10 protein-coding genes and 6 pseudogenes are annotated in these 12,290 nt (G+C 55.2%); 9 read left to right on the forward strand and 7 right to left on the reverse strand.

Annotation, left to right across the window (positions count from 1 at the left end):
• Positions 1 to 33 precede the first annotated feature (33 nt).
• Positions 34 to 237 carry an SHOCT domain-containing protein gene (locus tag VJ109_RS18700; RefSeq protein WP_324761248.1) on the forward strand — a complete coding sequence of 68 codons (204 nt, stop codon included), beginning with the start codon at positions 34 to 36 and terminating at the stop codon, positions 235 to 237.
• A 370-nt stretch (positions 238 to 607) separates the two neighbouring features.
• Here the strand turns inward: VJ109_RS18700 and VJ109_RS18705 are convergent.
• Positions 608 to 1,147 (reverse strand): annotated as a pseudogene (locus VJ109_RS18705) (transposase); the annotation flags it as partial.
• On the opposite strand from VJ109_RS18705, the pseudogene VJ109_RS18710 reads away from it, so the two are divergent.
• A pseudogene (locus tag VJ109_RS18710) lies at positions 1,141 to 1,404 on the forward strand (transposase); the annotation flags it as partial. The pseudogenes VJ109_RS18705 and VJ109_RS18710 overlap by 7 nt on opposite strands.
• A gap of 212 nt (positions 1,405 to 1,616) precedes the next feature.
• On the opposite strand, the gene VJ109_RS18715 reads toward VJ109_RS18710, so the two are convergent.
• A complete protein-coding gene (locus VJ109_RS18715) occupies positions 1,617 to 2,024 on the reverse strand; it encodes a DUF8160 family protein (protein WP_324760899.1) in 408 nt (135 codons plus the stop codon).
• Positions 2,021 to 2,839, reverse strand: a complete 819-nt coding sequence (locus VJ109_RS18720; protein ID WP_324760900.1) for a ParA family protein — start codon at positions 2,837 to 2,839, stop codon at positions 2,021 to 2,023. Before VJ109_RS18720 ends, VJ109_RS18715 begins: the two co-directional genes overlap by 4 nt.
• Before the next feature lie 418 nt (positions 2,840 to 3,257).
• Between VJ109_RS18720 and VJ109_RS18725 the strand changes: the two are divergent.
• The 7 genes and pseudogenes from VJ109_RS18725 to VJ109_RS18755 all read left to right on the forward strand — a co-directional run.
• Positions 3,258 to 3,434: pseudogene (locus VJ109_RS18725) on the forward strand (RNA polymerase subunit sigma-70); the annotation flags it as partial.
• Positions 3,421 to 3,777, forward strand: a pseudogene (locus VJ109_RS18730) (hypothetical protein); the annotation flags it as partial. The pseudogenes VJ109_RS18725 and VJ109_RS18730, both read left to right, overlap by 14 nt.
• Before the next feature lie 145 nt (positions 3,778 to 3,922).
• Positions 3,923 to 5,314 (forward strand): annotated as a pseudogene (locus VJ109_RS18735) (transposase); the annotation flags it as partial.
• 203 nt (positions 5,315 to 5,517) lie between these two features.
• A pseudogene (locus VJ109_RS18740) lies at positions 5,518 to 5,676 on the forward strand (HesB/IscA family protein); the annotation flags it as partial.
• A gap of 48 nt (positions 5,677 to 5,724) precedes the next feature.
• Complete coding sequence (locus tag VJ109_RS18745; RefSeq protein ID WP_324760901.1) at positions 5,725 to 6,153, forward strand: Lrp/AsnC family transcriptional regulator; 429 nt, start codon at positions 5,725 to 5,727, stop codon at positions 6,151 to 6,153.
• Between the two features lie 473 nt (positions 6,154 to 6,626).
• Positions 6,627 to 7,886: an inorganic phosphate transporter gene (locus VJ109_RS18750; protein ID WP_324760902.1), complete on the forward strand. Its 1,260-nt coding sequence runs from the start codon at positions 6,627 to 6,629 to the stop codon at positions 7,884 to 7,886.
• Between the two features lie 564 nt (positions 7,887 to 8,450).
• Positions 8,451 to 8,804 carry a 4a-hydroxytetrahydrobiopterin dehydratase gene (locus VJ109_RS18755; protein WP_246989819.1) on the forward strand — a complete coding sequence of 118 codons (354 nt, stop codon included), beginning with the start codon at positions 8,451 to 8,453 and terminating at the stop codon, positions 8,802 to 8,804.
• 480 nt (positions 8,805 to 9,284) lie between these two features.
• Here the strand turns inward: VJ109_RS18755 and VJ109_RS18760 are convergent, their stop codons facing one another.
• The 4 genes from VJ109_RS18760 to VJ109_RS18770 form a co-directional block, all read right to left on the reverse strand.
• The gene (locus VJ109_RS18760) at positions 9,285 to 10,277 is read right to left on the reverse strand and encodes an IS110 family RNA-guided transposase (RefSeq protein ID WP_324759677.1); all 993 of its coding nucleotides are present in this window, start codon (positions 10,275 to 10,277) and stop codon (positions 9,285 to 9,287) included.
• Between the two features lie 257 nt (positions 10,278 to 10,534).
• Positions 10,535 to 10,924, reverse strand: coding sequence for a DUF2237 family protein (locus VJ109_RS18765; protein ID WP_324761249.1), 390 nt, complete (start codon positions 10,922 to 10,924; stop codon positions 10,535 to 10,537).
• A 61-nt stretch (positions 10,925 to 10,985) separates the two neighbouring features.
• Positions 10,986 to 11,135, reverse strand: a complete 150-nt coding sequence (locus VJ109_RS19675) for a DUF8106 domain-containing protein (protein WP_491745818.1) — start codon at positions 11,133 to 11,135, stop codon at positions 10,986 to 10,988.
• The gene (locus VJ109_RS18770; RefSeq protein ID WP_324760903.1) at positions 11,132 to 12,124 is read right to left on the reverse strand and encodes a transcription initiation factor IIB; all 993 of its coding nucleotides are present in this window, start codon (positions 12,122 to 12,124) and stop codon (positions 11,132 to 11,134) included. Before VJ109_RS18770 ends, VJ109_RS19675 begins: the two co-directional genes overlap by 4 nt.
• Between the last annotated feature and the right edge of the window lie 166 nt (positions 12,125 to 12,290).

Genomic DNA, 12,290 nt, shown 5'->3' on the forward strand with positions numbered 1-12,290 from the left:
CACGGTGGTGGTCACTCCGGTGGAATGGGTGGGATGGGTGGTTTCGGCTGGTGGCCCATTATCTGGTCACTCGCCCTACTGAGTGTCGTGTTCATTATCGGTTACGGTATCTACGCACACGGGGGTACACCGGCTGAGCGAACGGATACTGCACTGTCAACGCTCCGCTCTCGGTACGCTCGTGGAGAGCTCTCCGAAGAAGAGTTTGAAGAACGGCGTCACCGACTTGAAGAGTAATTGTCGCTATGCCATTTTTGGACTAGGTGGTTGCTCCGATCGAATAGTCAGCTATTGCGCTTAGCACACAGAGAAATTTGTGGTTGTTGCTGCCAGAATCACATTTGGATGTCCTAAGGAAAATATCTGTTCGATTGGAATCAACGAAACCCACACATCAAAACCATCCTCCGAGGTTGTGGGAAGTTGAGACTACAGTGGGTTTAGCGGGGCTGTGATGGTGGTTTCAGCCGAATCGACAAGCGGAACCTGCTTCAGACTCCTCTCCAGTCTGGGATTCTTGTTGAACTGGAAACTAATTCGGAGCATTTCCGAGACTTTAGATAATGTAGCCACTCAGACGTCGTGCTAACCCAGACTGATAGCTTTACTACCCGATACCCGTCTCTTTCTTCAGCAGCGTCAGCGTATTGTCGGCTGTCACGATCGGCGAGTGCTCGTACTCCCCGATCAATTCAACCTGGACGAGCAGATCGACTGCCCGCCAAATCGAATACAGGAGACACGCAAACACGAAGTAGAAGAACCGTAACCCGAAATCCTTCGAGGTCGTCGCAGCCATGAACCACTTGATCGACTTGTAGCCGCTCTCGATCTCCCACCGATAGCCATACTCAGTGAGGTGTCCACTCCCCCGATTCGTCATGAACACCGAATACTGCCGGTGATCGTCGTGCTCGGAGTCTTCTTTCCGGCGGTAGATCAGCGTCGTCTCGTGCCACTCGTTCTTGCCGAGATGGAGTTTGCGGTCGGTCTCGTACTGGTCTTGATCACGTCGGAGCAACCGCTTGGCTTGCGCTTTCTCGCTGGTCTGCATCCGTTTTGGGACGACGTAGGAAAGACCCCGGCGGCTGATCATCTCCAGGACGTGCTGGCTATCGAACTCCCGGTCCATCAGCACATTATCGACACTCGGTACTCCAACCGTGGGGGATCGAGAACGGGTACAAGCACATCAAGCAGTTCCGTGTCCGTACGACCTCGAAAGACCACGAGTACCGGTACTTCAACTTCGCGTTCGCGTGTGTCCTCTACAACGTCTGGCGACTCGTTGATCTTCTCGTGAAGCTGGCGCTCGAGGACGACCCCAACTCCAGTCCGCGCGTCCAGGCGACGACGTTCCTCACGCTCGCCGGCAAGCACATCGGGTTCGACCCACCAGACTAACCAACTGTTCTCCTCTGGGTTCGCTCAACGTGTAGCTGCTGCTCTCGCGTTCTCCCCGATTTTCGCGTGTTTCACCGGACAACCGGTGTCGTCGCGACCAGATAGCGTCTCGCACCACCTGATTACGTCTCGAAGAACAGCGGAACGACTGGAGTGACAACCGATTATTCAACTACCTTTCCATCTTCTTTCGGGCCTCGTTCTGCGCGAGGTCATTCATCGCCGAGTTCCGAAAGCCGTGCCTGGATTTCTTCGGTATCCGCCTCAGAGAGCGCTTCAACGCCGAACTGGACGAGTAGCGGGTAGAAGTGGCGGTTCTTCTTGAAATCGTCCTGGCCCGCTTTGCGGAGCTTCAGCTGGGACTCGAGGTAGGTATCCTCCATCTCGTCGAGGACATCGTCGGGAATGTAGATCGTTCGCCCGTTCCACTCGTCCTTAATGTTCGTCTTTGTTTTCCTCGTTTCGTTCGTTTCACTAGTTGAAGTTGATTCGGTCGTTTCGGTCGATGAACTTGTTTCTACCGTTTCACTCACCTCACTCGTTTCGCCGGAATCGACCTCATCGTCCTCCTCTTCGTAGTTGCCCTCGATACCGGAAGCATCACCCCAGCCGTCGCTCATGCTTCCACCTCCTCAGGCGCGGTCTTCTCGAACGTCTCGTCAAACAGGTCGGCGATTTCGTTGAACAGGTCGCGTGCATCCTCGACGCGCTGGTTCTCCTTGTCGAATCCGAAGACGGACACTCCTTCGCCAATCGACTGAGAGAGGTCGGTCCGCTTCGGGATCTCGAACATTGGGAGGGAGTACGCCGACTTGATCTCCTCGATGGTGTCGCGATGCTCGGCGTTCCGCTCGACACGGTTACAGACAATCGCGAGCCGATTGATGTCTCCGTACGCTTGTTCGAGGGAGCTCAGCTGCTTTGCGAAAATCTGGAGGCTGTTGGCGTTGAGCTTCTCGGGAATGACGGGGATGACGACGTTACCGGTCGCGATGAGGGCGTTGTCGGTGAGGACGTTCAGGGATGGCGGCGTGTCGACAATGATGTAGTCATAGTCCTTGTCGAGCTCGTCGAGAGTCATCTCCAATCGCTCGCGACTCTTCGGCGCTTCAAGTAGCGTCTGGATGTTCTTGTTGTTCGCGAGCTTCTCGCTCGCGGGGAGGATGTCGAATTCCCCGTGCTCGACGATGATGTCGTTCACCGACTCCATCTGGTCGAAGTCGAGGACGTCGAACAGCGTTGTGCGGTCGGTGTCGTAGTACAGATCGTTGTAGCCAAGCGAGCAGGTGAGTCCCCCGTGATAATCGATGTCGACTAGAAGGACGTCATAGCCCCGGGCAGCTAGCGCCCCGCCTGTGTGGATGACGTCAGTCGTCTTCCCGGCGCCTCCCTTCTGATTCGCCACGGTGATTCGTGCGGTGTTGGTGTCGTTCATTTCTTTCGTTTACTCCTTTGTGTTCGTTTCGTTCGTTTTGGTCGTTCTGTTCGTTCGGTTCAGTGAGGGTATTTCACTCGGTGAGAGGAATACTACGATGTTAAAACCAATTGTTCGTTACACTCGTTGAAGCAAACACACTCGTTGCTATCAATCTATTCGTTCTATTCGTTACGTTCGTTTCTCTCGCTCTGTTCATCGTATGGTGCAGTCAGTTTCTCCTCAACCAACTCGTTCCTCAGAATGCGTTCAATCCATTCGTTTTTCTCGTTCTGTTCGTTTTGCTCGTTGTATTCGTTATAGTCGTTCCGCGTGTTTCAGTGGGGAACAGGGCTACCTTCGACACAAGTGGAGAGATCGTGCTTTACGGCCAGTCGAGTAAGGATTTTAATTGTTACCGGATTATTGGTAACCACCCATATATGAGGTGCTCGACCACACGGCGGCACAGACAGTCCTCACCATCGAGAGTGGTGACTCCATCCGCCGTGTCGCCCAACACCTCCACACGCCCTACGAGACAGTGAGACAGGCCGTCAATCGGCTGGAAGACGCAGGCTACGTTTCCTATGACGACGGCCTCACTAACGAGGACGGCCAGAGTTATCGATGGAGCCGTCCTCGTGGCGGCAAAGCTCCACAGCGGTCGCGAAACAGATCTTCGGGATGTCCTGGCGGTCGTAGAAGAGATTGACCTTGGTTCGGTGACACCTCACCTGAGGCAAGGAGACGAAGATGCTCTACGGGAGCAATTGGAGCGGGGATTAGAGATTCTAGAGAGTGAGGAACTCAAGCATGGGTATCGCAGTGACTTCGAGGCATCAGCTGTCTCAGAAGAGACGGTCAGCGCCTTGCAAGAGTATATATCATCCAGGTTGACCAACTGGGCTGATCACGGTCGAGGACAAGATAGAGTTCTATTCATCCGTGGATTCTGAGCAGACAAAGTACGCTTATTCGACTAAACGTAAGCACTTGTGATCAAGAGAGAATCACTCGTATCTGGTCTCCTGAGGGCCTATAAAGGCGGATTTTTAGTTTTTCGAATTCCGATATATCACATATCGCTATACTATTTCGTGAAGTGCTGCAGCTACGGGTATCGCACAAGAAGCCGTTGACCGCGGTGTCGTGTTGGAAGCGCGGGTTCCGATCATTCCCGATGAAGACGATATCGAAGAAGACGGAGACGAACCGACCGTAACACGTGAGCACATCCGAAAGCAGGGGACCAAGATCGTCGAGCTCGCCCGAAGGCACGCCTTCGGCGAGTTCGACTCTCACAGAGCCGATAACAGAGTCTACGAGGACGAACAGATCCTCGATCTGTTCGCCTCGGCATGCCTCACCCAAGGAAGCGCCCACTCCGAGGGCGAAGCTGGCTGGTTTCTCGACGAGAACGACACCTGTGACGACTCTACGTTCCTCCGTGTAATCAAACAGTTCGCAATGCCGGCTGATCAGGAGATATCTGTCCCACTCCAAGAGCAACAGATCGAGGATATCGTGGCGTTCACCGAGGTGTTCCGCGAGTATCTCATGGACGCGTTCGATACAGCGACCGAGAATATCCTCCAGACGATTCGGTACGAAGATCCATTCGACGACCGCCACGTCGTGGCGGCCGTCGATTTCACCCACGTTCCCTACCATGTCTGGCCGTGGATCGACAAGGACGACGAGATTCCGAAGTCGACGTACCCGCCCATGGTGAGCGGGTACGTCGACGACGGCGAATTGAAACACGGCTACACGTTCGCGACGATCACAATCGTCGGGAACGATGTTCCGATTATCCTGGGGATTGAGGGCGTCAAGGAACACTCAGACTGGGAACCAGTCGACGCTCCAGCTGATTCGAAAGCAGACGTCGTTGCGCGTCTGCTTTCGAGAGCCCAGCAGTACGTCGATCTGGACGAGATTCTGCTAGATCGTGGCTTCTACACGAGAAACGTCCGTGCAGAGATCAACGGTCGTGGCTTGCTGTACACGATGCCAGTACCGAAGTACGAGCCGGATTACGAGGCCATTGAGAAAATCGAGAGTAAAGACGGGGTAGACGCGGCCGTCAACCACGACGTCCCCGTCGGGATAGACGGGGACGTCGATCATACTGCAGAATATCTGTACGTTCAAGCCACCAGTGACGACGCTGAAGGCAAGTACGCCGTATTCGTGACCAACCGCGATCACGTCGATCCCGACGAGATCGCTCACGTGACGAACAGCTATAGCCGTCGCTGGGACATCGAAAACCAGTACAAGTCGGTGAAAGCGTACCTCCCCAAGACCTCCTCAACAGACTACTGAGTGCGGGTGTTCAACTTCACGTTCGCAGCGTTACTGTACAATTTGTGGCGGCTTACCGACTTTCTGGTGAAAGTCGGCGTAGAGCGAGAAATCAGGTCGCCGCCAGTCGTGACCGCCAGGACGTTCGTCCGGGCGGTCGGCAACTCCCTCCGAAAAGCCGGGTGAGAAGGTGATACAACACCTGTTGCTCGCCTGCGGCAAGCCGCAGGACTCGCGGTCTGAGCACGATATCGGTTGTTCTCTCCCAATCGGTCCGTGACTTCTCGCCAACCGGCGACCAACGCATAGCATCTCCGCGAGAACATCTCAAGCTCCGTCTGATTCGACCGCTATTCGTTTGTAGACGCTCTATATCCCGAAAACGTGACGAGCACCACGGCCTGCGGGTGTTCGTTGATCCCGCGAGTATCCAATATATTGCGGGGAGTGTTGTTGAGTATGAGACGGGTCTCCAAGGCGCAGGCTTTGATGTTGAAAATCCCAACGTCGTCTCGGAGTGCGGCTGTGGCGAATCTTTCCGTACCTGAACACGACTGCCAGCACGATGATCACCGCTTCATATAAAATCAGATACAATGGACGCTGAGGAACTCGAGCATCGTCTGCTCTCCATTCTCAAAGAGGATCCGAAAGCTTCTCTCGGAGAGATCGCCGACCAGGCTGGCATCGCGCGACCTACCGCTCGAAAATATATCCAGAAACTCGAGGAGGAAGGCGCTATCGTCGGGTACACTGTCGAGATCGACCCAAAGAAAGTCAACCACCAGAGCATTGCGATGGTGGGAATTGACGTCGAGAGCGACCAGTACGTTGAGGCGACGAGTAAACTCAGGAATCTCGACTCGCTGACTGCGTTATATACCGCGACCGGGGACCACATGTTGATGGCGGAACTCGAGGCGACAGGAAGTACCGAGCTGAATGAAATCGTTAGCGATCAGATCCTCTCCATTCAGGGCGTGACCACGGCTTGCCCGGCTGTTCTTCAAGAACGGCTCAAATAAGACGGTTCAACGTGGATAGTGGGAATACGGCGAAGGTGGCCGTACCGAGATCTACCCCCACGACAGCGGTACCGCGCAGATCCGAGTTTACCATCAGCCCGATGATACGCCCGTGTACCGGATGACGTTCCGGTTTGAATGCGTGATGACACCATCGATGTCACGGCCCACGACTCGGAACGTGCCGACTCGGGGGAGGAGGTCGCAGACGGAATACGGGAGTTCGTCCAGTGGCTCTTACCGAACTCAGTGAAACAGTACTCTCTAATTTGTGTCAAAATCGCTCGTGATGAATAGAACGCGCATATCGGTCACTGATCTTTGAGCAACCCGTGTGGAGACGAATCAGTAGAGACTAGTGGGACTTTAGTTGTGAAGTGCTACATCTTCGTGTTACTGTGTCTATCGGTCGTAGCCAACAGTTTCGCAGCGAAACGGCACTATTTTTTCGCGTGCGAACTAATCACACTCACGTGGCAGAATTGCTAATTTTCGTAGGTTTGCTGGTGGCGGTATTCGTCGGGTACAATATCGGCGGGTCATCAACCGGTGTTGCCTTCGGTCCGGCAGTGGGCAGCCGGGCCGTCAGAAAAGTCACCGCCGGAGCCCTGTTTACCGTGTTCGCATTCCTCGGAGCGTGGACGATTGGGCGGAAGGTCATCACGACGATGAGTACCGAAATCGTCGATGCAGCAGCCTTTACACCCGCAGCGAGCGTTGGCGTCCTCTTTTTCACCGGGCTCGCACTCCTGATCTCGAACCTCTACGGTGTCCCGGCGTCAACCTCGATGACAGCCGTCGCAGCAATCGTCGGACTCGGATTGGCAACGGGGACGCTCAACACGGCCCTGATGTTTACCATCCTGTCGGCATGGATCGTCGCCCCACTGATCGCTGTCTTCACAGGTGCGTTTATCGGCAGATATCTGTACCCGCACCTCGACGCCAAATTCGAATTTGGTCGCCTTACGAACCCGTTGATCGCAATCGATACCACAGGGAGGCTCCCACGGCTATCGGTCAACGATACCGTCTCGCCTCGGGATCTGATTGGGTCAGCACTTGTGGTGGTAATTGCCTGCTATATGGCGTTCAGTGCCGGAGCCTCGAATGCGGCGAACGCAGTCGCCCCGCTTGTCGGTAACGGTTCCCTTGATCCCAGCCCGGCGATTCTCCTCGCGGTGGGGGCCATTAGCGTGGGCGGCTTTACGATTGCTCGACGGACGCTGGCGACCGTTGGCAACGATATTACTAAGATGCCGATTCTGGCCGCGCTCATTGTTTCGACCGTGGGGGCGACGATTATCACCATCCTCTCGTGGCTCGGAATTCCGGCCAGTCTCGCCGTGAGTACAACCAGTTGTATCATTGGGCTCGGGTGGGGCCGTGCAAGCCGAGCGCGGACGCTCGCAGAAATAGTCACACGGTCCCCGGCTGATGCATCCGCTCCACAGTTTACGACTGGTGCACTCAAGGTTCACCCAGTTGAAGGAAAAAAGGAGGTCGCTGCGGGCCCGACTGTGGGCGAACTCGCTGAAGGCGAGACTCCACACCCGGACAGGCAGCACGCATCCAGGGATGGTGTGTCTAGCGTTGGCGAGGTAGATCCGGAAGAACTGTCCGCCGAAGGCCTGTTCCACCATGCAGCGGCAGCTCGTGTCGTGACACTCTGGGTGATCACGCCGATACTGTCGCTTGTGGGATCCTATGCCCTGTTTTCACTCCTCGGCTAAGAGAACACCTCGTCCGTCCATCGGCCTCAGTCGTGGTCAGAGGGACTGCCCATCTACAAGAATCGTGCGCGAGTGGTAGGGTTGGCATCTTTGATATCAAGACCGCTATGCTGACTTGATCCTCTATATCTTGCACGCTACTCAGTACCAATATCGCGCACTCTATGATTGTTTCACCAGATTAGGCAAGAGCCCGTCCAGTTCTCGAGGAGGAGGTCGATTAGCGCTACTCTATCATCGGTTGTCGGCTAGTGCTTCCACACCCGCCTACATTCCGAACGTTCGGATCCGGGGAAAAGAGTACCTGACTTCGCTCGCTCGTTGACTGTGCCCCATCAATCTAAAACATCGGGATCAACCCCGGATTTGACGAACGCTCTTCTCGAGCACATTGTTGATTCAGAAAGTGGCTTCGACAGCGTGTTCGAGTGCTTCTCGTCCGGACTCCGGTAGAGTTCTCGGCAGGGTTGGAATGCTCTGAGATATCTGGTGAGATCGCTCTTCTGTAGCGTAGCGGGACCGGAGAACGAACACACAAGTATCGGGCCCGTCGAACGTATGGGCATGGCATCATCACTTGCCGACGAAGCATGTGAGGCCTGTACATCAGAGGACGAACCGCTCACAGAGGCAGAGTACGCCGAGTACCTAACTGAAATCGACGATGATGTCTGGGAAGTCGTTAATGACCATCATCTTGAGGCGGAGTATCCGTTCGAAGATTTCCGCGATGCACTCGAGTTCACGTACGAGATCGGGGAACTTGCTGAACAAGAGTGGCATCACCCAGATATCTCGCTTCAATGGGGCGAGGTGGGAGTCGAAATGTGGACGCACAAAATCGACGGACTGCACAAAACCGACTTCGTAATGGCGGCGCGGATGGATCGGATTCACGAAGAATACGCCCCAGAGTAGCCTGCGCCAATTACAAATACTCACTACTCAGCTGCTGAGTACTCACTAGACAGGGTGTCGTAGAACGGGCATCACACCAGTTAGGAGGAACACCGAAGCGGGAGCAATCGAAGTTATCGTGTACGCTTTTGCGTAGAGGATTGTTGGTGGAGAGCCTTCGGGCGATTTCGCTGTCGTTGTGTCTCACTGGTGGACGGGACCGAACAGGGGTGTCACCGTTTCTACCGAAGGTTCGATTGACCCAGACCGAGACGAGAGTTCGCTACCAACACCTATGAAAATCCTGCAACGTGAGATAGCGGGTGACTGATAATAATCATTTGGGTGAGCTTCAGCTCACCCGAATGGACAGAAGTGAATCACCAGATAGCGGTGGTCTTCGGCCGTTTCGTCGGCCGGTAGGCTGGGGACTCGTGATGGCGGTAGCGGTTGCTGTGCGGGCGAGAAGCGAACCCGTGTCTGAGCGATCTCCCGGATCGCTCAGACACTCACCCCCGGTGGATCGTATGGTTCCTTTCGTGTGAGCATATGGAAGATAGAGACCAGCATCTTCCGAGCTGTTGCGACGATAGCGATTTGGTGGTTTTTCCGCTCTTTCAACCGCGTATAGAAGTTCCCGAAGTAGTCGTCGCAGCGAACAGCAATGCTTGCACACTGGACGAGGGCCCAGCGCAACGGCGCTGAGCCCTCTTTACTGATGCCACCGCGGATCTCTTTGTCACCAGATTGGTGAACCGTCGGATCAAGTCCTGCATAGCTCACGAGTTCTTTGTCTTCATCGAACCGATCGATTTCACCGACTTCAGCAGTAATCACGGCAGCAGTAAATTGGCCAACACCCGGAATCGTCAGCAGCCGTTGGGCTGCTGCCGATTCCAGAACACGTTGTTCGATCTTCTCTTCGAGTGATTCAATTTGCTCATCGTAAGCGTCGATCACCGAGAGGTGTGCTTCGATGATCGTGCGATCGGCCTCGCTGAGCGAGAGTTCCTCCAGGAACTCTCGTCCGGTTGGGCCGAACAACTCGCTGTCGTACGTGTTATCGGTACGAGTGAGGACTGCTCTGACGCGGTTTTTCTCAGCAGTTCGCTCTTCGACTAACGACTTGCGCGTCCGGACGAGATCCCGCAAAGTGCGGATCTCGTCCGGTGGCACGTAGCTCTCAGCGAGCATATCCGCCCGGAGCATATGCGCGAGTCTCTTCGCATCGACGCGATCTGTTTTGATCGTCGCATCGGCGATGATCCGGTTCTTTGATGGATTCACCAGGGTTACATCGAGATGCTCGTCGAGCATCTCGTAGATCGGGCGGTAGTTGCCCGAGGCTTCGATGGCAGCTTCACTTCCAGCATACTGTTCGGCGAGTTCGTCAAGACGGTCGTTTGGCAGGCGGCTCTCGTCTTGCAGGTTGCCGTCGCCGTTGACGACGGCAACCTGCGAATACCGTTTGTGGGTGTCGATGCCGAGGTACATACAACGCCTCCGTTGGGGCTGAACTGGCGTGAATCGGAGAGACACCTATACGTGCTCTGTGGCACAATTTTCTTCATCCTTTCACAGCCTGGATCGGTCAATCTCACGTGCTTGATGCACCTGTTGATACGCGATCTCACTCAACCCCTGTTTCCTGATTCACGCCACAGGGGCTTCAAAGCAGGATTTTCATAGAGTCAATCTCCGCCACAAGAGCGTATCGTGTATAACCGCGCGATATCACGCCCGTCGGCTGCTCACGCGTCGTAGGAGTGGCTTTCGAGCGTCTCAAGATCCACGGAATCCAACACTGCCTCATTGGTTGCTTCGAGAACTACGGGTGGGACGGTCGTCTCCGGGAGACGTTTGGCTTGCGTGGCTTCAAGCGCCTCGATCCACCGTCCGAGACAGAGACACCAGCGATCACCGGGGTCAAGCCCGGGAAACTCCAACTCCGGACGCGGCGTCACAAGGTCGTTGCCCTGTTCTTTACTGAACGATAGGAATTCGTCGGTCATGACCGCACAAAGCTCGTGTCTACCTCGGTCGTTGGGATGCGTTTCACAGCAGCCATCGCGGTCGAAGCCAGTCCTCGGATCAATGCTACAGGTGGCAAGTTCCTCGCCAAGGACATTTCGTTCGGGCATACCGATAGAGGGTGACCCATGGTCAAAAGCCTCCCCGTGCGTGATTGTTTCTATGACACCCTTAGCTAAAGGCGAATAGTCGAGATCCACAGTCTGGGCATCCGAGCCGGTACTGGTCACTATCAGGATAAACGTTCCAATCGCCTTCAATAGGGCTTTCGTGCCCACACGACGAACAGAAAAGGACTGTTTTCCGATTGGATTTGTTCATTTGCTCGACACCTCGTCTGCCGCTTCGAGAATTTCTGTGTACCGGTTCCGAATCGTGACCTTACTCACGTTAGCGATTTCGGCCAGATCGTCCTGAATAACGTCCTGATGGGTGAGTTTGGCAGCCGCATACAGCGCTGCTGCGGCAATCCCGACAGGGTTTCGCCCACTGTGAACACCCGCTTCGACTGCGGCTTGAATCAGTTCCCGACTTCGACGTTCCGTTTCATCCGGACACCCCAGCTCGGAAGCAAACCGAGCAATGTATGCTTCAGGATCCGTCGGGGCCATTTCTAGCTCCAACTCATCTGCCAGATAGCGATAGGCACGCTCGATCTCGAGTTTATCGACACGACTCACAGCAGCAACTTCGTCGAGTGTCCGGGGTGCATTCTCCAGACGCGACCCGGCGTAGAGGGATGCTGTCGCCATTCCCTCGATTGACCGGCCCCGGAGCATGTCCTTTTCCAGCACCTGCCGGTACAACACACTCGTCGTTTCCCTGATCGGATCAGGGCACCCAAGCGCAGACGCCATCCGGTTAATTTCTCCCAGCGCGTGCTTTAGATTCCGTTCTTGACTGTTCTTTGTCCGGAATCGCTCGTCCCATTTCCGGAGGCGTTGCATTTTCTTTCGCTGACGAGACGAGAGCGACCGCCCATACGCGTCTTCGTCTCGCCAGTCGATAACCGTCGACAGGCCACGATCGTGTAATTGCTGGGTTTGGGGGGCTCCGACCCGTGACTTGTCATTCTTTTCGCGCGAATCAAACGCGCGCCATTCAGGTCCCCGGTCAATCTGATCTGATTCGAGTACGCGACCACAGTCTTGACAGTGGATTTCGGCCTGTGCCTCGTCGTGGACGATGCGTCCACTGCACTCCGGACACGTTCTGGCCGACAGGTCATACTGCTCTTCTTCGGCCGTCTCACCGTGTTCCTCGGGAGAGCCTTCTTCGCGAACCCTTGGCGTAGTAAATGACTCAGTCACGTTCAGCTCCCCCCGATAACAGAGCGGGAGCGTCGCTGCCGGCGGGACAAGCGGATATCCCAAACCCGGCAACTCCGGAAAGTAGCAGACGAACTGGGTATACCGACTCTGAGCGGAGGTCGGCTATCAGACTGCTTCCTGGACTGACGAGCGATGGATAATGATA

Source organism: Haloarcula montana (assembly GCF_035666295.1).
GTDB lineage: Archaea > Halobacteriota > Halobacteria > Halobacteriales > Haloarculaceae > Haloarcula > Haloarcula montana.